This window comes from Treponema ruminis (genome assembly GCF_014201975.1).
Taxonomy (GTDB): Bacteria; Spirochaetota; Spirochaetia; order Treponematales; family Treponemataceae; genus Treponema_D; species Treponema_D ruminis.
In genome coordinates this window covers 92,228-115,540 of record NZ_JACHFQ010000003.1, presented here as the reverse complement: position 1 = coordinate 115,540, position 23,313 = coordinate 92,228, and the positions used below count along the sequence as shown (strand labels likewise).

Annotated in this window: 7 protein-coding genes; 3 read left to right on the top strand and 4 right to left on the bottom strand. The window is 44.2% G+C overall.

Annotation, left to right across the window (positions count from 1 at the left end; genetic code table 11):
• Nucleotides 1-73 precede the first annotated feature (73 nt).
• The 3 genes from HNP76_RS05015 (at nt 74) to HNP76_RS05005 (ending at nt 17,340) form a co-directional block, all read left to right on the top strand.
• Nucleotides 74-14,065, top strand: a complete 13,992-nt coding sequence (locus HNP76_RS05015; RefSeq protein WP_184658120.1) for a hypothetical protein — start codon at nt 74-76, stop codon at nt 14,063-14,065.
• A gap of 112 nt (nt 14,066-14,177) precedes the next feature.
• Nucleotides 14,178-14,591, top strand: a complete 414-nt coding sequence (locus tag HNP76_RS05010; protein ID WP_184658118.1) for a FecR family protein — start codon at nt 14,178-14,180, stop codon at nt 14,589-14,591.
• A 67-nt stretch (nt 14,592-14,658) separates the two neighbouring features.
• Nucleotides 14,659-17,340: a CHASE2 domain-containing protein gene (locus HNP76_RS05005; RefSeq protein WP_184658116.1), complete on the top strand. Its 2,682-nt coding sequence runs from the start codon at nt 14,659-14,661 to the stop codon at nt 17,338-17,340.
• Between the two features lie 41 nt (nt 17,341-17,381).
• On the opposite strand, the gene HNP76_RS05000 is transcribed toward HNP76_RS05005, so the two are convergent.
• The 4 genes from HNP76_RS05000 to xseB all read right to left on the bottom strand — a co-directional run bounded on the left by HNP76_RS05000 (nt 17,382) and on the right by xseB (nt 23,282).
• Nucleotides 17,382-18,590, bottom strand: coding sequence for a sugar ABC transporter substrate-binding protein (locus HNP76_RS05000; RefSeq protein ID WP_184658114.1), 1,209 nt, complete (start codon nt 18,588-18,590; stop codon nt 17,382-17,384).
• A 12-nt stretch (nt 18,591-18,602) separates the two neighbouring features.
• A complete protein-coding gene (locus tag HNP76_RS04995; RefSeq protein ID WP_184658112.1) occupies nt 18,603-20,684 on the bottom strand; it encodes a methyl-accepting chemotaxis protein in 2,082 nt (693 codons plus the stop codon).
• Nucleotides 20,685-20,871: 187 nt separating this feature from the next.
• Nucleotides 20,872-22,980 (bottom strand): DNA mismatch repair endonuclease MutL, encoded by a 2,109-nt coding sequence (gene mutL, locus HNP76_RS04990; RefSeq protein ID WP_184658110.1) that lies wholly within the window; start codon nt 22,978-22,980, stop codon nt 20,872-20,874.
• Complete coding sequence (xseB, locus tag HNP76_RS04985; protein ID WP_184658108.1) at nt 22,980-23,282, bottom strand: exodeoxyribonuclease VII small subunit; 303 nt, start codon at nt 23,280-23,282, stop codon at nt 22,980-22,982. Before xseB ends, mutL begins: the two co-directional genes overlap by 1 nt.
• Between the last annotated feature and the right edge of the window lie 31 nt (nt 23,283-23,313).

Genomic DNA, 23,313 nt, shown 5'->3' with positions numbered 1-23,313 from the left:
TTGTTGTTAAAATATAATGAAGAATTACCATAGGGGTATTCTGTTCGGACTGAGGATTTAAAAAATGTCGTGTTTGAAAAATTTGTTTAGGGCTAAGTCTGCCCGCTTCATCGTTACTGTCTGCGCTTCTGCTTTCATTGCTCTTGCTGCAGGAATTTCTTTTTCTTGTTCTTTCCTTGAAGACGACGGCTTTTTCGACAAAATCGAGGGCGAAGTTTCGGTTGCAAATGCCGACAAAATGAACGTCTACCTTCGTTACGCCTCAATCAAATTCGGTAAGACAACTCCTGTTGATGCCGCTTCTTATCAGGTTAAAAACAACGTAGCCTTTTCTGTAACTGCCGTAACCAACTCGGATTACGCTTTCTACCGCTGGGCAGCCTTTTCTACAAAAGATTTTGATGTTGCCAAGCAGCACATGTCTATGGTTTACGCCAATGACGATGATTATTACGCAAATTTCGGAAGCCTGGAGCTTGATGCAAGCGTAGTCAAATTTGAAAATCCGCGCGCTGAGACAACAAACGTCACTGTCCTTCAGACCCGCGATGACATCTGGATTATGCCTGTCATTGCAGTCCGACCAACAATCGCCGGTACCTTCCCTGGAACAAGCCAGATTCCTGTCCGAAATACCAAACTCCGAGTACAGTTCTCAAAACCAATGGATATCGAGTCATTTGAGGGCAACTTCATTATTTCTCAGGCTACCCGAGCCGCTGACTTCTCCCTCAACGAAACAGATATCTCCGAAAAATTTAAAATGGAAATCAACGAGAAGGGCAACCTCGTTACCTTCTCATTCAGAGATACAGCCGAAATGTTCAACCCTGCCGTTGTCGTCCGCTTGTATTTTACGGATGACGTTGCCGACTCTACCGGCTACACAATGGCTGACTCAAAAACACTTGAATGGAATATCGGTACTTATGTCGATACTTTGCCACCTCTAATCACTGAAATGACTGCTGGCATTGGCAGCGACTGTTCTAAATTCGCAAGTACGCCAACAAGACTTGCTGATACTGCTACAGCTGACCTTTCTAACAGCCTTTATACTGGCGAGCTTCTTACTCACCGAGTTAAGAACAAGGTTAACCTCTACGTTTACGCTCAGGATATTGCTCAGGCCAACGGTGAACGTATGGAATCTGACGTTCTCATGTTGGGATTCCGGGCTAAGAGCATTACTGACCTCGAAGGAAATGCAATCGACGGCAACGCTGAGGGCAACTTCATACCAAATGTAATCGACACTTATGCTGCCGGCCAGAATTTGAGTGAAATAAACGGTGCATTCAGGACAATCACAGGCGGTAAATCTGCAGGCTGTCTCTACACTTACGACCTCAGTTCTCTGCCAGACGGCCTCATCCAGATTGAGGTTTACGCCGTTGACTCTACTGGTAACGACGGTCTTACAGGCTACGATCCGTCTATTGATGATGCTGATGGCATGGGTAATGGTCCTCGCTCAGTCTTCGTAATAAAGGACAACAGGGCTCCTGCCATCGAAAACGAGCTTGAAAAGATTAAGTCTTCTTCTATCGTGGCTCCGTTCGGCTGGTACAACAAACAGACAATCGATTCAGTTGAAATTTACGACGAAACTTCTGACCCAATCCGCGACTTCGGTCACCAGAAACTCGCTGCGGCTCATGAAAACCTTAAGTGGGTATGCCACCTTGGCACATCAACAGACTGGCAGGTTGCAGCAGACGACAAGGCCTGGGTTCCAGTTTCAGAAAGATATAAAATCGGTGCTGCCGCAGTTGACAGTGACGGACCTGTTTCTGTCACAATCCGACTCATGGACGATTTGGGCAACATTTCTAAGGCAATGCAGATTTCTTCCGTACTCTGCGATAACTCAGCTCCAGAAACCGGAAAAGTATACTGTGTTGACGCAAGCGGAGCTCAGGGACTCAACTCTACCAAGGATGTTGTCGTTCCAGAATCAATGCTCATCAAAGTTCCGTTTACAGAAGAACTCTGTGGTGTTAAAGTCTTCGGCCTCACAATCAAGGCATCTGACGGCAAACAGGTTGAAAATGCATTCGAACATGCTTCAATCCTTTACTCTGTCGAAGAAAGCCCTGAGAAGGCAGCAGCCGTTGCAATCGAAGCAGACACAAGCAGCCTGCAGGACGTTCTCAACAGCAAGGGTAATGTCGGAGCTTCTATCTTCCCGAATGGAATCGAATCTCTCCACGTCCTCCAGTCAAGCTACAACACAGGTATCTTCTATATTAAGAACCTCACGCTGGGCGAAGCAGACGGTATGTACACAGTTACAATCACCCTCTACGATTCAGCACTCAACAAGGCTGGCGAAAAGACAGTCATGCTGGCTCACGATACCATGCCACCAGTTGTCGACCGCGTTGTCATCAAGAACGTCGTTCCGCGTCTGGTTTATGACGAAAACGAAACAACGTACTGGCTTCCAGGAAGCGCCTACGACGAAAACAAAGATGCAAAATACGTTACTGTCGCAGTTACGGCAACAGAAAACGGTTCCGGCGTCAAAGTCATCACTCTGGGAGAAAATGCCCATATCACAGAAGACACAAGCTTCATCATCGAAGGCAGAGCCGTATCTTCAGACCGCTGTACAATCGATGCCAAGACCAACACAGTCACTCTCTTCGATTACGAGCAGCCTGACCTTTACAAACAGACCGGCTCTATCGGATTCGAGCTCACAAATATCCGCCTCGACAAGCCGAACAGCGAAGAAGGAAACAAAGTTTCTGTATCTCTCCAGGACTTCGTCGACAACACTGGCTCTAACGAAAATGCCGGTAACTTCGACCTTTACATTGACGACACTTCAACATCTCCAATCTATCAGGTATTCAGCGACAGCCAGATTCCTGCCATTGCAGAAAAATCTCCGGCTCTTGCCGACGGAAAGGCAGATTCCGCAACCGACGAAAAAACATTTGCCGAAGCCCGCCTTGTCTCTGTATACACCGACACAAAAAACGTCGACCTCTCGCTCAAGCTCAGCCCGGAAACAAATGGCAGCGGCGTAAGGTCTCTCTCTCTTTCAAACGGCCTCTTCACAGGGGAAACTGCTGTTTATGTTGATGGAAAACTCCTTGCTCAAACAGAATATACTCTTGACGGCAGTATCGTTACATTCGTCAACTATGTATTTACTGCTGCCAACACATTCAAATTCACAAATGTTGAACTCCAGGGCTCAGACGACGGCCTGCAGCTGATTTCAATTACAGCAACAGACTTCACAGGCTGGGTCTCAAAAGAAGTTTCAACACCAATGATTACTCTTGACCGTGCCGCTCCTGTAGTCGGAGAGGTAACATGGCACCTTAAGGAAGGCGTCTACGGCGTATCAAAGGCAGCTGTCGTAAGCAACATGGATCTCTGCCTGCCATTCACGGAAGTCATGACGGGCGTAAAAGTCCTCAGAATTGATCCAAAGCTCAACGACAGTTCTTCAAGTGCCACACCGTTTGACTCAGCTGACTTTGCTATCAAATACATTTCAAATGCAGACATTGATGCACTGGCAGAAAGTGCAGGCGAGGGCGGAGAAACTAAGCCGGCCGATACAGCCACCCTCATTGAAAATGCCAAACTTCTCAAGGCAGAAGCTGATTACACTGTCAAAGACAACTACATCACATTTACAGAGCCTCAGAAATACACCAGCGGCCTCTTCGTATTGCAGAATATCAAAGTCGCAGACACATTCGAGGACAATAAATCATACAAAATCAACCTCCATCTTGCAGACGCGGCCCTCAACGGCTGTGCTGCAGACGGTACAATTGACCTTGAATCTGATTCAACTTCTCCAAAGATTCAGAGAATCTTCATCAACAGGCTCATTGCCCGCACTCAGCCGGGAGAAACTGTTGATTCATACTGGATTTCAAAAGAAGACTTCGAGGAAGCTGGCAAAGTTCCGGCAAAACTTGAACTTGAGCTTACAATTGCCGAGAGCGGTTCCGGCGTAAAAACTGTTGAGCTGGGTGAAAACCTCCGCCTCACAGCTGCCTCAGAAATCACATGCGGCACGACAAAACTCGTAAAGGGAAGCGATTACAAAGTCAGCTCTGATTTTGCAACAATCACCCTGATTACAAATTCTAAGCCGACATTCCGCAGCGAAAACGGCGACTTCACTGTTACAATCACAAACGCAACCCTCACAGCCGAGGGCGAAAACAAGATTTCTGTAAAACTTACAGACTTTGCCCTTAATACTGACGATGATTCAAAATCTTCGGACATCGCATATAAAGCAGATAGCACCGAAACTGTTCCAAGCGTATTTGTTGACTTTACGGCTCCACTCCTGCTTGAAGGCGGAGTCAAGATTGTTGACCGTGGCGGTTCTGAGGCAATCAACGGCACAGCTGATGCAGATGCCAATACAGTCGCACTCGAAGGCTTTACAAATGAAAAACTCGTAAATGTTGCAGTTAAGACGGCTGCCCCAGCTGGAGGAAAGGCTAAGCGAAGCGGCGTCAAGCACCTTGTCATCAGCGGCGGAGCAAGATTCACTTCTTCTTCTAAATTCTATTACAAGGATCTTGATGCGGCTGACACAGCTGCCCTGACCCATGCTGATGCAGCTACAAACGGCGATGGCTACGAAGAAATCACAGGCGTTGAAAGAAGCAGTGATAATTTGACAGCAACTCTTCCATATTCTTATGCATGTGAAAAAGTCTGCGAATTCATAGTTACAAACGTCGAACTGACTGGCGAAGAGGGCGAAAACCAGGTCAGCATTTACCCAGTTGACCTTACAGGCTGGTCTGACTCAGAAAAAGCCGTAAACGACAAGATTACCCTTGATACAACAGCTCCTGCTTGGGGCAATAATGCTAATGCTGCTGTCGTAATGGGTACAATCGGTGAAAACGGAAATGATGCTGATTATGTATGGCCAAAAACTTCTGGAGCAAGAATCCTTGCAAGCGATGGCGAAGTTTACTTCTATAAACGACCGCAAGGTACTGAGAGCGAGCCGATTTACCTCACTGTAAATGCATCTGACACAAACTTCTACGGATTGTATTTTGTAAGTGATGCTTCTGATAAGACTTCTGGTGCCGTTGCAATTGCCGCAAAAGAATCTAACAAGGCAATCCTCACAAAGATTACTGACGTTAAATTCGATGCTTCAAGCAACCATGAATATACAATCGTTCTCAAAGATAGAGCCGGAAATATTTCTACTGAAACTAAGTCTGTCCATGTCGTAAAAGACGGCGAGGCTGAGATTGTAAATGATGATGATGAAAGCAGTTCTCTCCAGAACAATATGGAATATAAAGAATCTCGCGAGAACTATCACATCTTCAAGACTTCTGTTCCAAAGACCTTGACACGTGAAGAGTCTGAGGGGGTCGATGGAGTCAGCGGAGTTTCGGGTTATGCCGTATACTACAATGACGGAAACGGCGGCAAGGACGGCGTAAATCCTGTTACAATCGAAGTCAATCTTGCAAATCACAAAGAAAAGAACTTCACGATAAACAGTGGCGTCGCATATTACGCAATTAACGGTTCTGCACAGGCACCGGCAGCTGTACTTGAAGGCGAATACGCAGCACCGACAACTGCACTCCAGAACTGGAACAAGTGGATTCCGTTCACAAGCGGAACAACTAAACTCACGCTCTATCCAAAGAACGACGGAAAGAACCCTCTCAACATGCGATTGTGGTTCAAGGATAATGTAGGTAACGTTAAGTCAGTCGAAATCAAGCAGAAGACCGAAGCAGGTTTGCAAGCTGAACCTGATATCTGGATTTGTGACAATACGATTCCTCAGAACGCAAACGGCACGGATGATGGATTTGTGCCAGAAAACAACCAGCTCAGCGCAAACGGCCTTGATTTCGATTATATGATGCCTGACCACATGTGGAAGGTCGGTTCTTCTGCTTCATCCGCTGTACTTAAGGTTATGTATGCGGCAGGGCTCGAATCAGAAAAAGAAAAAGGAAAGACTGATAATAGGATTTTCTTCTCTGACAATGCAAAAGCTAGTTTTGTAATTAACAATGAACCTTCTGAAACCGTAGCAATAGAAAGCGGAAACGCTGATTCTGATAACTGGGCAGTAAGACTCTTCCTTTATCCTTCTAACTCTGCTACAACACCAAGCCGTGAAGTCGTAATGAGCTGGATAAAAGAAGATGCTAACAAAAACAAGTATTTCTACGGAATTCCTTCGGGCAGCACAATCACTTTGAGCAATATTGAATATCCGAAAGAATGTTCTGAAACAACGCCTTACATTTATGTCGTTGCCGAAGACCGCGTTGGAAACATCAATATCAGCAAGCTCAATGTAAAAGTCAACGCTGCAGAATACGGTTCAACAGCGGCGGCAAAAGATTACTGGTACGGTAAGTTTGTTTACTCTGCTGACGAAGAAGCCCCACAAATCTGGCTGGGCGGCACTGGCGTTCATGGCGATGGAACAAAGGTTGACGTGAACGCAGATTCCTACTCAAGTGCAGAAGAAATTGCCAAACTTGTTCCGTATAATGACGGACGAAGGTCATCTGTAGACTCAACAACTGGAATAACATGGGTTAGTTCTAATAAATATAAAAATAGTGCAAAAACTGATACTGGTATTAATACAAAACATGATTATCCAAATTATTCAAGTGATACATATAATAAGTATCGTATGTTCTTCTATATTGATGTAGATTCATTTGCTCCTTATGCTTACTATTATTCTCATTTACCAGAAATAGAAGAAACTTCATCTATTTCTGGTATAATTAGTAATATTTATTCACCTAATGATAAGTGGACGATTATTGATGGAAACAGTGTCGAGCATGAAGGAAAAGTTCCTGTTTCAATTGGAAATCTTGATGCAATGGCTAAAGAAAACTCTGCTAAGGAGATTTACCTGCATGTTGCCGACAAGCTTGGCCGTGTAAAGACTGTTCGCCTGGGTAATACGAAGTATCAGGTTGATAATACTGCACCTACGGTAAATTTTGGTAGTGAAACTACAGGTCTTCACATAAATGATAATCAGAACTTGTATCGTATTGATGCAAAATCTACAAATTCTCTAGCAATTACATTCTCTCAGGATGCATCTGATAAAATTAGGAACGGTGAGACTGTATATGTCTATATTCCACACAGTTATATTACTGAATCTGGTTCTGGCTTGTATGGTTATAGCTGGGATGAATATTTAGCGGAAGATTCTCTTGCTTCATGCGAAGATGGTAATGGTTATTATCTTGAATTTACAAACAACGATTCAAATGCAAAAAAGTCTATTTCAATTACAAGTAATAAATTCTATGTATTTGATAAAGTAGGAAACAAAACACCAATTACAATCACTTCAAGCGTTGACGACAATCCGCCAGAGCTTACTATGAAATTTGGTGCCCAATATATTGAAGCTTTGACTGAAAAATATCCAGCATTGGCAACTGCATTGGAAGGAAAGGATTTTACAGATGGAAAAATTTATGACGCCAGTGCAAAAAAACTCTTGGAGTGCAATGTCGAGCCTGATTCCGAAAATGCAGCTATTGCAACAGACTCATTTAGTGGAACCTTTAAAACTTCTGGTAATTCTGAAAAAATAGGATATACAAAAGAAAATCCTTACACAATTTACTCAAATGCAAAAAATTCAGGTACTGCTTACGGATATATTCAGGGAACTTTCGTTGTAAGAGACAAAAACGGTACGGATACAACAGGTTATAGTGGTCTCCTTACAGAAATTTCCGTCAATAGATATGTCATTACGTCAAATGGCACAGAAAAAATTATAGGAACTGAAGCTCAAAAATATCCTTTCGCTGTTCCTGCTAAAGCCTCGGATAGTACATATACAGTTAAAATGCCAATTTATCTTGATGGTGATGGAGATTCGCCTTATCAGACTGCATCTACTGGCTATAAGGGCAAATTGTATGAAATTACTGTCAAAGACTCAGGTGGTAACGCGACTACAATTTATCTTGCAGTTATGCGTGACCGAACAGGCCCTAAGTTCAAGTGTGGTGATGGTTACGTAGGTCAAGATTCCTATCACCGTGCCGTAGTACAAGGCGGTGTAGGTTATTATGGAGGCAAGGTTTTCTATCAGTCTAGTGGTACTAATCAGGCTTATGTCAAACTTCCAAAGACTGCGGCCTATAGCGATGGCTCTGATTCTCAAGGTGCTGCCTATGACGAGGATTGTGGTGTTCTTGAAAAGAATAGCAGTGGAAAATATAAAGATATACTAAAAGGAGTTAACAGTAGTTCGTCTTATGAGACATTACCTGGTTCTCCTGATGAAGATGGCTATGTAAACTATAAACTTGGGGGTAATGGTTCTTCTGGATATTCTTTCTGTTTGTATGCTATTGATATTCTCGGTAATAAAGCAACTTACAATTTGTCTGTTGAGAATAATGAGATTCCTGTTTCTGATAAAGTCTATTGTATCGATAATACTAAGCCAACAGTTTCAGCTTTCGAAATGACGACTAGTAGCTATGGTAAATTTTCTAGTGATACAATTCATTTCAATTACAATGCAAATTATGATAAATATAATGGTTATAAAAAAGATGGTGGATTCCAAGGCTTTACAATAAAAGTTACGACTTCAGATGCGAATAAAACTTCTGTAACTAGTGTTGCAAAATATTGCTTTATTTCTACGGATTCTGGAATAACTAGCGTACCTACAGATTGGACAGAATATACAAAAAAAGAGACTAATTCTTCAACCCCTAATACATTTACTTTCACAATTGTTCCGAAAGACTATTTTAATTTGGCTGTGCCTGATTCCGATCCTCGTTATATTTATTTCTATACTGTAGATTATGCAGGAAATTTAAGTTCTGCAAAAAAACTTACAATTAAAATAAACGATGAAAGACCGTCAATTTCAAAAGATGATACTTCTGTTAGTAACTATGTACCAAGCGAAGATGGATCTGTTTATTATTTTAATAAAAATACAACTGTTTCTACAAAACTTACGGCAATTGGTACAAGTGATCCTATAAGATGGTATGGCGTTTATGATAATTGGGATAATGCTAGGTTTGGATATTCTATTGCAGCTACGGAAGTAGATAGGGGTGATAGTTCTACTTATACTGGTGGCACAATAACTTTCTCATTTGCTGCGTATGGTAAAACTTCAGATGGTAAGCTACATGCCGAAAATTCTGGGGCTAAAAGTCAATTTACTGGTAGCGGCTCATTGTTTATTGAAACTTGGAGTGTTGGAAATGTTCCTGCTAAAGAGTATTATTTGCCTTCTGGCACAGAAGCAACTTGGACTTACGACGGAACAGCAGCTGCTCCAAGTACTGTTTCTATACCAAATACTGAGAGCTTGGCATACACTTCAACCAAAGCCAGCGATGCAAATAAAGTTTGGTACAGTAAAGCTGTTGACGATCGTGAAGATAAAACTTTCTATGTAAACGTAAATTTCCCTGAGGATGTTGCTGGCATAAAGGGATATAAGATTAAAATTGGTACTGATTCATGGTCAACGACTAAAACATTCTCTGAAACACCGGCTTCTTCTTATAGTGCTACTGCAAGAAAAATTCCTATCAATGTTACAAGCATAACAACCGCTTCGGATATAACAACAAACGGCAAAAAAGTTTATATTAAAGCTGTTGATGGTCTTGGTAATGAAAGTGAACCATATGAGTTTACTGTCATAAAGATTACAAATGCACCAAAGGTAACTGGCATAAAAATTGGAACTGGTGAAGTTACTGCTGATGGAACTATCAAAGTTGAATCTGCACAGAGAATTTATGTTAATGGCGAAACAACCGCGATTACAATTATCCCTGAACTCGAGTATGATGACATAACCGATATTGTCGGATTTGCTCTTTCAGCTACAGGTGGTTATTCTCCAAAAGGCACTGGCGGTACATATACAATCGAACTTAGTGATTTGCCTTCTGATAAAGACGGTTGTAAGCCTTATACAATCTATGCTAAAAATGGAATAGGTCTGTATTCTGCTTCTGCATATACATTGAAAATTTTCCGTGATGTTACAGGTCCAGAGGTAAAATCTCTTACACTTTCTATAGACTCAAGCAAATCTGCGAATTTGTTGGCCGAATCTGGCTCAAATAATTTGTATTACAATGACAAAAATGCAATTATTAATAGTGTTGGTGAAAATGATGTTCTGATTGAAGAATATGAAAATACTAAAACTATGGGCTCAGGTCTTCCAGATAATAAAGTATTTGCAATTACCACTTCAAATACCGAAGTTCCAACAACTTGGTTTGCTGCTGGAAGTCTCTTGCTTGGCAAACACGACGCTCTTTCTTCTGCAATTTACATTGCCGCAAAAGACTATCTTGGAAATATAAGCCGCACACCTCTTTCTAGTGTCAAAATAACAGTTGGCGAAAATTCTGAGGTTACGATAAACAAATTCATCTGTGATGAAACAAGACCTGAACCGCCAACTTCGGTTGCTATCTCTCCAAACGACTCCTTCAAGGACGGATGGTATAGCGTAGGTTCTACATCCACTGAAAAAAATATTGACCTTTATTACAATAATAAAGTTTCTAATACTAATATAACTGTAACTCCGTCTCTGGCTGCAGCTGATTCTAGTCTTTTGGGGTACAGAGTTGGTACAGACGGCACGGTTAATGAAGAATTAACAATTCAACTGTCTCCGGGTGATGCAAAAATTTACGCCGTGGATAAGGCGGGTAACGTATCTGAATCAGCTTATGTGATTCAAATGATTCAGGATAACACTGTCGCTGCACCAACGTTGCCAGACAATGCTGCGGAAAATCCTGTGATTAATGATGCATCAAAAGATGTTGCATTCTGGGATTCAACGAACAGTATAGTTTACTTTAAGAACGATACTTCTCTAACCGAAATCAAGCTCAATGTGAATTTTACAGCAGAAGATGCAACTGCTTCTGGATTAAGAGGATATCAGATTAATTCTAGCACGATTACTACTACTTCGATTCAGCCTATAAGTGCGACAAATCCGACTTTGGTTACTATTCCTATTCCAAGTTCTCTTACGGATGGTTCTTTCTCTGCAACAATTCACACTGTGGACTATGTTGGTAACATAAACAGTGATAGTGAGGCTCTTACAGTTAAATTCAAAAAACTCACGAATGCGAAAGACGTAACTGGAATTGGAGAAACAATCGAAACTACTGGCGAAGGCGGAAGCTTTAAGCGGGGAACTGATGTTGATGGAGCCGCAGTAATTTACGTCAACGGTTCCGTTGAAAGCGTTACCGTCACGCCGACTTTCACCACAACAGACGTGACAGGCATAAAGGGCTTTGCTCCTGCGTCTAATGGCACGGTTTCTACAAGCAATGAAACTTTCACCCTTGATGTAGATAAGACTAAAGAAAGTAAAACTTACGAGATTTATGCCGTAAACAAGGTAGGTCTTTATTCAGCAGCTGCTTACAAAGTTACTATTATCCGTGATACAACCGGCCCTGTTGTTTCAGAAATTACATTGGTCAAAGCTTCTAATGGAACTGCAAATTTGGTGACAGAAACTGAATCTGAAGTAAGTGTCAACAATCTTTATTTCAACAAAGCTGGCTTGAAGATTAAGGCTGTAACTGCGGAAGATTCTAAAATTAGCGGAGATACAGAACTTCCGGGGGCTGGTTTGGGCCCTGATCCAGAAGTAAAATACAGCCTTGTAGCAAATGGTGTGTTGACAGATGAAAATCGTACTTTCATAAATACATACCAGTATGTGCCGGATCATGTAAGCCTTACATTTGAATTGCCTCTTGGTCAAGATCCTTCTTCCGTAACTAAAAATGCGTCAGAAATTTATATTGCTGCAATCGACAAGGTTGGAAACATTAAGCTCACACCGCTTTCTGATGTTGATATAACTGTTGGAGATGCCACTGAAGCTAAAAAGATTAGCAAATTTGTCTTTGATAAGGATGCTCCAGCTGTTCCTTCAAGTATTGTATTAAATGATACAACAAAAGAAGGCAATGGTGTTCATCTTGGCGCAGCAACTGCTGATGCTCAGGGCAAATATTCATCAACGATTTATTACAATACGGATCTTCTTGGTGTAAATACTGTTTCATTGACTCCAAGCCAGACAACGGCAGATGATGATTTGGATGGATTCTGTATTGAATATAATCAAAACAAACAATATTCTGCCATTGATTCAACTGTAGAATTAGATTTTACAAAGTCAACTGAAAATCCGAAAGCTGCAAGAATCTACGCCGTGGACAAGGCTGGAAATGTCTCAAGCCGATACAAAGTTTGGCTTACGGAAGATAAAGTGGCTGCAAAGACTGTTAAGCAGGTTACGGGAGATCAGAGCTACGAAGGTTCTGTTATATCTGTGTCTACTGTTGGTGGTAACTTAGTATATTATAAATCAGGACTAAAACTTAAGGTGACACTTGAAGCAAATAGAAGCCCAATTACGGCTTATACTACTTTTGTAAGAGGATCTGATACTGATTTAGGAGATCCAAGTATTTGGAAGGAAATTTCTGTAGATACTTCTGAAGGACAAAAAGATGTTTTTGTTTCTTTACCTGACATTAAAAGTTTAAAAAGTGAATGTTCGCTTTGTGTAAAAGATGCAGTTGGAAATAAGACAGAATACATAAATACAGATGTTAACGCAAATCCAAAACCAAATGCACTTGGCGATCCTGCAAATTTAACTGGTCGTGGTTTGCGCGATACATGGTGGCATGTGTATGAAAAACCAACGGCTTTGAGCATTAAATCTAAGGCAGAAACTAAAAAACTGACTCTTACTGACTTTATTTCAAGTTTCCCTATTAAGTCTCTTGAAATAACAGAATTTCGGCCTTCAAGTTCTGGCATTAAGGTTGATGGTGAACTCATTTGTCCAAATCTTGCAGATCCTGACAAGCCTTTAAAAATTACCCCTGCCTCGTCTTCTATATTAGACAATTCTTGCAAGGTTGTATTTACAAAGGGATATATCATGGAGAAGTTGGAGATTAATTTTGACAAGGATGGTCTCTATTTCCTTGATGGCTCAAAAGTAAAAATTACCTCTGTATTTGACGATGATGTTGTTGAATGTGATTTGACTCCTTCACCAAAACCGGAATATGTTCTTGACGGTACAAAACTTACGATTTCAGGCTTGTGGTCAGCATATATGATTGACTATTTCAGTTTCTTGAATAATGGAATTTCGTTTAACGAAGGTGAAAGCAAGGAAATGTCATCTGTTAAGGCTTATCTTGGTGATAAAGAGTCAGCAATTATATCTTCTTCAACAGGTGCAATTGAGAATGACAATAAATATATAATTAATTTTGGAGACAAGAAAACTTGTGCTGACAAACTTGTAATCGAGTTTGAGTCTGTTCCAAATCTTGCAAGTGATGTTAAGATTGAATTAGCTCATTCTAAGACTGATGGTATGGACTTTAGTCTTAAAATGGGAACGCCTGCTGATCCTGCCACAAGCATCTTCACCCGCTTCATCGATAACGTCTCTTCTGGCATCACTTCAATCTTCTCTGGTCGCTCTATGACACATGAAGAACTTGAGGCTCTCAAAGAAGCTAAGGCTGAAAAGGCGGCTGCCCGGGCTGCAGAAAAGGCGGCTAAAAAGGCTGCAAAGAAAGCGGCACGAGACGCTAAGAAAAATGCTGAGATTGCAAGTGCTTCTCCAAAACAGGGTGAATCTTGGACTGGCTTGAGCGGTGAGTTTGAGTCGGCTTCTTCTGAGCTTGATTCTGCTCTTGCAAAAATGAAAGATTCTTCTGGCCCAGAGGCTAAGGCTTCGGACGAAGTTTCTTCTAAGAATGGCATAATAAAGGTTAAGTCTGGCAAGAAAAATGCCGTTTCTAATAGTAAGGAATTGATTACGGATTCAACTGTTAGAAAGACTGAAAATCATGGTAATAGAATGATTTACGTCTTCGGATTCCTTGCAGTGCTTGGCGTAATTTCTGGGATTTTTGCAAAAAAAGTGCGAAAAAACTCGAAAAAAAGCTAAAAAAATGCTTAAATTTTGTGTAAAAAATTGACAAGTTCATTTTTACGCGTTAATATTCTAATTAAGAAAAAATAAGATACACAAAGTGTCTTTAATTTAGGGGGGTGTTCCTATGAAACTTATCAAAACTCTTATTATCGGGATGGTAGCATTCTTTGCTGCTGCTTCTCTGTTTGCGGCTGGCTCTTACAAGGTTGAGCGCGTAACTGGCAAAGTTACATACGAAGCAAACGGTGAATGGAAGGCTGTTACTGTCGGTCAGGAGCTCGTTGCTGGCACAAACATCAACACAGCTTTGAACTCAAGCCTCGTTGTTTCAGATGGCAGTTCATCTGCAACAATCAAAGCTATGCAGAAAGGTTCAATCGAGAGCCTCGCTTCTGCAACTGGCTCAAAAGGCGGTCTCAAAAAGGCAACTCTCTCAAAGAACAATGTTGCTAAAAAGGCAGAAGGTTCACAGAGCGGTGTTGCTACAGCTTCTTCTCGCGCTTCAGAAGCAAAAAAAGACCTCGAATGGGATGAGTAGCCTTTCGTAAGTCGTTAGAAATCCTGCAAATTCTTGCAGGATTTTTTTTATTTAGATTAAAAGTATTATGAAAAAGTTATTAAAAGTTATTGTTCCTGTGTCAGAGATTATTGTCTTTGCACTTATTGTTCTTGTCGCTGTTGTTTTCGTTCCCAGCCTGGACAGAAAGATAGCAGACTGGTTCCAGCGCCCGCTTACTCCGCTTGAAGAGAGAAGTGACATCATCATGATTAATGTTGATGACTATTCCGTCAATGAGATTGGCGTCTGGCCTTTTGGACGCGACGTTTATGCCGATTCCATGGATGTACTCAAGGATTTTCCTACTGAGGCGGTTGTATACGATTTGAGCTTCCTCGACAAAAGCCAGCGCAAGGTAGACGAAACTTATCTTGCCGAGGATTTGCCGGGGAAGATTGACGAGGCTTTCACATACCTCAATTCGGGCGACATTTCGATTCCCGATGCCCAGGAAGCCGTCAATGAGGCCGTTGCTGACACTGTTCGCGACGTTGACGAAATTCTTGCCAATTCCCTTCAGTTTTTCGGCGATTCCTATCTCACTCTCACTTTTGAAGATGCCTATCAGCTTGAAAATCAGGAGCAGGTTGACTATCTTTCAAAGTATATTTCCCTCAAAAATGTCGTAGATGAAGGGGACACCCTCACTTATGACTACAAGGGCGTTATTCCTGCCATCCACAATTTCATGGTTCGTGCAGGCAAGGCTGGCTTCGTAAACGCTCCGCCTGACAAGGACGGATATCTGCGCCGCCTGCCAATCCTCCTTAAATACAACGGCGACTACTACGGTCAGCTTACCCTGGTTCCAATCCTCAAGCGTTTCGGTGACCCGGAAGTTCATGTCTCAAATTCTTATGTCACCCTCAAAAACTGCAAGATGGACGACGGTTCACTTCAGGACGTAAAGATTCCGCGTGACGAAGAAGGTAAGCTCATCATCAAGTACCCGGCCAAAAATTACAATCAGTACAATTCGATTTCCCTCTGGAACATCTACCGCCTTTCACTTCTTGACCGCAACCTTTACAAAAGCATCATGAGCATGAGTGAATCCGGTCTTTTCGGCCTCTGGGAAGGCGATGACCCTGTAAGCTACTACGAGCAGGCCCGCCACATAAAGGAATATCTCTGTACCAACCCGGAAGACCCGGAAAACGGCCTTACCCGAAAGAACTATGCTGTCCTGCGCGGAAAATACTATGATACTGTAAAGCTTTATCTTGAAAGCAATCAGGACAAGCTTCTTATTGAAGCATACGGCGAGGAAGACTACATCAACCAGACTTTTGCCGAAATGCGCGAGCTTTTCCACGAAGTTGAGACTTCACGCGATGAAGTTGCCCTCCGTGTCAGCAATGCAATCTGTATCATCGGAACCAACGCCACGAGTACGACTGATTTTGGCCTCAACCAGTATCAGCAGGCTTTCCCGAATCCTGGCGCCCACTACACGATGGCAAACCAGATTCTTTCACAGGACTTTGTTGATGACAGCCCGGCCTGGGTTTCTGTCATTATCGCGGCGGTTCTGGCCCTTGTTTATTCACTTATCGCCGTCCGAATCAAGAGTACGGTCAAGCAGATTCTCTTCGGTCTTTTTGCAATCCTCGGCACCCTCATTGTTCTCTTCGCTTATTTCTATATCACAAAACAATATATCGGTGTCGTTATTCCTGAGTTCACTCTTGTATTCTCATTTGCAATCACAACGGTTGTCAATTTCCTTTTGACTTCTTCAGAAAAGAAATTCATCACAAGCGCTTTCAGCCAGTGTCTTTCAAAGGAAGTCGTAAACGACATCGTTGCCAACCCGGATTCATTCAAGCTTGGCGGCCAGACTCTGGAAATGACGGCCATGTTCACCGACATCCAGAAATTCTCCGGCTTCTCTGAGCTTTTGACTGCCGGTCAGCTGGTAGCCCTCTTGAACTACTACCTCACCAAAATGAGCGACATCATCATGAACGAGAGGGGAACAGTCGACAAATACGAAGGTGACGCAATCATCGCCCTTGTCGGTGCTCCTGTTCCAATGGCAGACCATGCTTCAAGAGCATGTGCGGCTGCAATCAAGATGAAGAAGTCTGAAGTCGACATGAACGAGGAAATCCGCAGCATCGTCCGCTATCCAAGACCGGAAAGCATGGACGAAGAACTGTATACGGCCTTTAAGATTATGGTCGAAAACAAGCGCGAGATTTTCACCCGAATCGGCTTGAACTCAGGTGAAATGGTCGCAGGCTACATGGGCAGCGAAAACAAAAAGAACTACACGATGATGGGCAACAACGTAAACCTTGCTTCCCGTCTGGAGGGCGTAAACAAGCAGTATTCAACAGGCGGCATCTTAATCAGTGAGGCCACCCGGAACATGCTTGGCGACCGCTTTGTCGTTCGAAGCCTTGACCGTGTCCGCGTAGTCAACGTAAACACGCCGATCCGCCTCTACGAGCTGATTGACGAAAAGTCTGAGGCAGGCGAATTTACCCTTAAATACATGGATCACTGGGAAGAGGTTATGGCTCTGTTCGAGGCTAAAAAGTACGCCGAGGCACTGGCCGGCTTCCAGAAGCTTTCTGAGCACAATCAGAATGACAAGGTCGCAAAGTATTATATCTCTCTGCTTGAAAAGTTCTTCATCAAGGGCACTTACCCTCAGGAGAAGGATGACTTCGGAGTTGCATATAATCCTGAAGACGGTGTATTTAAGTTGCTGCAGAAATAAACAAAAGCCGGGCCAAGTGACCCGGCAATTTTTTTATCTTTTTATCCCTTAATCTTTTCGTTGAGTGAGCGGACTTCTGTTTCTACGTCGGCTCCGTTCCAGATGTTTTTGAGAGCTCCTTCTGTTTCACCCCAGAATTTGCCCATGGCCGGGATTGACGGCATCGGGAAGGCATATTCCAGCTGCTTCAGGAATCCTGCCATGTACTTGCTGTTTACACTTGTGTTGATTGAGGGCATAGAACCTGTTAGGTTGAAGCGCATCTGCTGGATTTCCGGTGACAGGATGAAGTCGAGGAAGTCTGCCGCTTCTTTTGGGTGCTTTGAGCAGCTTGTGACGTACATGCCACGTGTTCCGCTGAAGGAAGCCGGTGGATTTGATTCTCCTGGCAGGCATGGAATCGTGGTTACGCCAAAGTCAATTCCTGCCTTTTCAAATGGATTTACGTTCCAGAGGCCTGTGATGTGCATGGCGGCGTTACCCGAAGCAAAAAGGGCATCGCATGAAGCAGTGCTGAGCTCGGTGTCGTAAAGGCCCAGGTCGCTTCTGAGGGACTGGAAGAGCTTGAGTCCGCTGATTGCGGCGGCCGTGTTCATGTTCGGTCTCTGTGAGTCTGTGCCGCTTTCACCGTAGAGGCGGTTGTTTCCTGCCGTGGTGAACAAAATCGAGTAGTAGCCGGAGAAAATGTCCATTACGAAGCCCAGTTTTCCCGGATTTTCCTCGTTGAATTTCTGAACCCAGGCCTTGAGCTGGTCCCATGTGCGGGGAAGTTCGTTTTCGCGGATGAGGCTCTTGTTGTAGAAAAGGGCGTAGGTTTCGGCACTGGCAGGGTAGCCGTACATGATGCCGTTGTAGGTGAGTGCCTTTGAGCATGATTTGAGCACTTTTCTTGAGACTTCCTGGGGATTTTCCGTGGGAAGGATGAGGTTTTTTGTGACCAGGGTGCCCAGTTTGTCGTGGGGAGCCGCGATAATGTCCGGTCCGACACCGTTTGGCCCGTCTGTTTCAAGAGCTTCGGTGGTGTTGTGGACGTTTACGTTGACAAAATCGATGATTACGTTGGGGTGAAGGGCTGTGTAAGCCTTGCCCGCCTGCTTTATGAAGGTGTCGATTCCGTCTTTTGACTCCCAGACGCGGATATGGATTTCCTTTGAGTTCTTCGGCACGCTGCCGTCTTTATTTTTTGAGCAGCCTGTAAGCAAAAGAGCCGCTGCTGTAACAGAAAGAATTATGCCAGTGATTTTCTTCATTTTATACCTCCCTTAAACCTGGAACTGGTCAACCTGACCGCCGATTTCGTTGATGGAAGCTTCCATTTGGCTTGAAATTTCTGAAAGTGCCGTTCCTGTCTGGCGGATTGATTCTGCGCCTTCTTCCATCTGGTCCATGTTCTGCTTGAGCTCTGTTGTCGAAGACTGAAGGTTCTGGATTTCCTTGAGGATTGCGGCGTTTCCTTCTGACATTTCGTTTACTGCCGAAAGAACGATGTCCGTGCTGTCGTTCATGCTGTTGAGGGACTCGTTGATTTTTTCTGAATCGGTCTTCTGCTCGTCCATTGCGACTGCGATTTCTTTGACCAGGTGGTCCGTAGACTGAATCTCTTCGCTGACGTTCTTGAATGCAATCTGAGATTCGTTTGATGCGATGATGATTTCCTTGATTGATTCCTGAATGTTGCTAAGCTGTTCGCCGATTTCCTTTGACTGGGCGGTTGAAGTTTCGGAAAGCTTGCGGATTTCGTCTGCAACGACTGAGAAGCCCTTGCCTGATTCGCCTGCGTGAGCCGCTTCGATTGCCGCGTTCATGGCCAGCATGTTTGTTCGGCTTGCGATGTCACGGATGGTCTTGTTTGCGTTGCCCAGCATTTTTGACTGTTCGCCGATGATTGAGATTTTATTGCTTACGTCGTCCTGCTTAATGACTCCGCTCTGGGCCTTTTCAGTGAGGTTCTTGAATGAATTTGTCATCATGTCAACTGAATTGTTTACCTTGGTGATGTTCTGAACCATTGCCACGATTGCATCATTTGCGACTTTTACGCTTGCCGACTGATTTTCGACCATGCGCTCAAGTGACTCGATGTTGGCCGCAATTTCATGGACTGCCGAAGCCGTCTGCTCAACGCTTGAGAACTGAAGGGTTGTTCCTTCGCGGGTTGAGTTGATGTTTTCGATGATTGAGCCGATTGAAGCCAGGGTGTTTTCAGTGTCGCCCTTGAGGGATGTTCCGACTTTTAAGAGGGAATCCTTTGATTCCTTCATGACTTTGATGATGCTCTGAAGTTTTTCGGTGAAGGTGTTGAAGCCGTCTACCAGCTCGCCGATTTCGTATTCGGTCTTGATGTTGATTCTCTGGGTGAGGTCAGCCTTGCCGGATGCGATTTCGTTGATGCTGCTGCTGACCTGTTTGAGAGGGCGCAGGCTCTTTGAAAGAAGGAGTCCGAAAAGTGAGCCGAGTACAATAGAAATGATTGTAATTACAAGCATTCGGGTGAGGATGACGTTGAGTATTGCCAGTGCCTCTCGCTTGTTCTGGATGATGCCCAGGTGCCATTCGTCGTTGTTGATTGAAATGTAAGAGAGGAAATATTCCTTTCCGTCCATGAAGAAGGTCTCAAGGCCGGTTTTTTCCTGAATCATCTTGATTTGTGCTTCCCGGAACTGACCGAAAGGACCTTCCGGCGTATATTTTGGATCGTGGATGTTGTTTTCAAGACTTGACCAGCCCTTGTAATCAGTACCGGCCATTTTTTCGCCCGCATCGTTGATGATGAAGATGAAGCCGTCGTAGTCCAGCTGGATTGATGAAGTGATTTTGTTGGTGAAGGATGCGTCTGCAACTCCCGAAAGAACACCGACCGTGCTGCCGCTTTCGTTGATGAGGGGGCTTGAGATGACGACTACCATTTTCTGATAGCGCTCGTCATATACCAGATCGGAAATGTTTGCCTTACCTGAAAGAGCCTTGCCGTAGTAGTCGCGGCCACCAACCCAGATGTCGCCGCCCTTTGTTGAGTGGGCCATGCCGTTTGCGTTTGCGACCTCAAAAGACTCGAATCCGACCCTGAGGGCTTCTTTTTGAAGGATTGGAAGCTGACTTTCCCAGTCCATGCTCCTGATGTCATGCCGCTGGGCGATTGCCTCGACTTCTCGGATGTAGGCGTTGATTGAAAGTTCGATGAGCTGACCTGCATCATCACGTGATTTTGTCATTGTGCTTATTACTTGATTTGTTTGTACTTTGTAAAGAAGAATAACTGAAAAGGATGTAAGCAAAACGCAGATGGAAACAACAAGTAAAGCTATCCTCATGACAATTTTGAAAGATAAGCTGTTTGTTTTCATAGAACCTCCTGAGTTCTAAAAAAGCGTATAGAAATATTATCAACTAATTGTCAAAAATTGTAAAATTTTTTTTATAAGTAAATCTTAAAAAGAACGAGAAGGAATGTCAAAATATGTCAAAAGAGCGTAAGAAATGTGAAATTTGTGCATGGATTCGAAATTGCGTGACAAAATCGAATCCGTGAAGCTATCTTGTGCGGCGTACCCTTGCGAAAAGCTCTTCCTTGGTGAGGGTTGTCCAGCAGGGGCGGCCGTGAGGGCAGTGGGGATCTTTTAAAAGAAGGGCTTCCCGCGCAAGATTTTCTGCGGCTTCGGGGCCTAGAATCGTTCCGTCTTTGACCGCGGCCTTGCAGGCTGTCATTGCAGCAATCTGGTAAATTATTTCTTCTGGGCTTACGTGCTTTTCAAAGAGGGCTGATTTTAAGTCGGCTTCGCTTCCTGTGTAGCGGGCTGGAATCGATGTGAAAATCCATTTGCCCTTGCCCTTGTTCTCGCACTTGAAGCCTGCGCTTGAGAGTGTCTCCTGTATTGAAGCAAGATAGTCGTCGTCTTCCTTGGACTCAGTCTGTATTTCGTAGGGGACTAAAAGTTCCTGACTTTCGCTGCCTCCTGCCATCAGCCTGTTGAAGAGGATTCGTTCGTGGGCTGCGTGCTGGTCAATCAGATAGAAAACGCCTTTTTTCTGAACCATGAGGAAGGTGCCGAAAATGGTGCCGTAGTAGATGAAGTCAGGCTCGGCCCGCGATGTGAGTGAAGAACCCGGAATTGAGAATCGAAGCTCAGCCGGAGAAGCATTGGTCTGAAAGCGGATGTTCGTTGGGGATGCGACTTTGAGGGTGTCGGTTGAATCGAAAGCGGTGCTCGCTGAAAATGAGTGAGCGCCTGCTGTAGCTGTGGATGAAGCGGCTGAATCTGGGGCTGCGTTTGGAGTGCGAGCGGCTGCATTTTGATTGTTGCCGGCTGAGTTTGGAGTGTTGCCGGCTGAGTTTGAGAGAGGGGCGGCCTGGAAATCCAGAGCGTATTCTGCCAGCTTCGATGAATAAGTCGGCTTCGTGTGGTCAATGGAATAGATTCCCGCGTCGCGCGCGGGAATAACAGCAGTTCCGTGTGCGGGCGTGAAGTGTGAGCCTCGAGAATCCTTTTCCTCGCGTGCCAGCTCGTTATCAACGATTGCCTGAAAAAGCGTATTCCTTTCATTTTTGGCGATTTCTTCCTGAATTTCCTGCTCGCGCTCGAAGCTGTTTTTGATTCCGTAGCTTCTGAAGTAATTTTTGACTCCGCTTGAAACTCCGTGGTGAACGCTGGAAATGTCCTTGAAGCGTACTTCCTTTTTGGCCGGATGGATGTTGAAGTCAACAAGTCGAGGACTTACTTTGAGGAAGAGGGCTGCCACCGGATGAGTGCCGTTGGGGAAAAAGCCCTGACAGCCGTATTCGATTGCCTGCATTAAAGAATATTCCTGGACTCTGCGGCCGTTTACGAAAATGTAGATTTGCTTGCGGTCATTTCGGTAAATGCCCGGCTCTCCGATTACGAGTGAATAGCTCCAGTCGCTTATGCCGTCGTTTTCCTTGCCGCTGGATTTTATTTCTGCAAAAAGACTTGTGCTTTCTTTGAGTTCAAGGGCGCGGGCAAAACGCTCTGCAAGAGAGACACCGGATGGAAGGTCGTGGCGGATTGTGCCGTCAACCGTGAGGCGGAAAGCAATGTCCGGGCGGGGCAGGGATTTTTCGATGAAGACTTCCCGGCACATCATTGTCTCAGAAGACGGTCGCTTTAAAAAATTGCGGCGGGCAGGGAAGTTTTCAAAAAGCCCCTCGCTCATAACTATTGTGCCCTGTCCGTCCTGAACCGGCGGAATACTTTCGATTAAATGGTCTTCGGTGATGCTGGCCCGCATTTTTTTGCTGCCGCTCATGATTGAAAGTCGGGCTACGGCTGCGATTGAGGCAAGGGCTTCACCGCGGAAACCAAGGGTCGTGAGATTGAGAAGGTCTTCGGATTCGGAGATTTTGCTTGTGCAGTGGGGGCGGGCGCAGTTTTTGAGGTCGTCCTCAGTCATGCCCGCTCCGTTGTCCGCGATTCGGATTTTTTCGATTCCGCCGCCTGTGATTTCGACGTTGATTGAATCAGCCCCGGAATCTACGGCATTGTCGAGAAGCTCGCGCACGATTGCGGCCGGCCGGTCAATTACTTCACCGGCGGCGATTTTTCGTGCGACGTCAACTGAAAGGGCACGGACCGGGCGGCGGGCGGGAGTTTGAGCGTTGAGCGGAGTTGAAATGTCTTCTTCCATTACTGGCGGAGTCCTTCGGTTGGAGCACCGGCACTTCCGGTCATTGAGTCTGCCCCGGAAAAGAGGTCAAGCTGGGGCTCGATGTTTATCTGGGGAAGGGGTGAGGCCGGGTCTGCCTTTACCGGCTGATTCATTAGAATCTGGATTTTGCCTTCGATTTTTTCTATGTCTTTTTCGAGAGTTTTTGCGAGTTTGATTCCTTCCTCAAAATTTGCAAGGGCATCTTCAAGGGAAATGTCCTGCTTGCGGATATTTGCTGTGAGTTCTTCCAATCGGGAAAGGTTTTCTTCAAATGATTTCATATTTTTATCCTATCAAAAATATTGTGTTTTA

Bases quoted from the DNA above. Each gene is read 5' to 3' on its own strand.
- HNP76_RS05010 (WP_184658118.1), top strand. From the start codon at position 14,178: ATGAAACTTATCAAAACTCTTATTATCGGGATGGTAGCATTCTTTGCT.
- HNP76_RS05005 (WP_184658116.1), top strand. From the start codon at position 14,659: ATGAAAAAGTTATTAAAAGTTATTGTTCCTGTGTCAGAGATTATTGTC.
- HNP76_RS05000 (WP_184658114.1), bottom strand. From the start codon at position 18,590: ATGAAGAAAATCACTGGCATAATTCTTTCTGTTACAGCAGCGGCTCTT.
- HNP76_RS04995 (WP_184658112.1), bottom strand. From the start codon at position 20,684: ATGAAAACAAACAGCTTATCTTTCAAAATTGTCATGAGGATAGCTTTA.
- mutL (WP_184658110.1), bottom strand. From the start codon at position 22,980: ATGGAAGAAGACATTTCAACTCCGCTCAACGCTCAAACTCCCGCCCGC.
- xseB (WP_184658108.1), bottom strand. From the start codon at position 23,282: ATGAAATCATTTGAAGAAAACCTTTCCCGATTGGAAGAACTCACAGCA.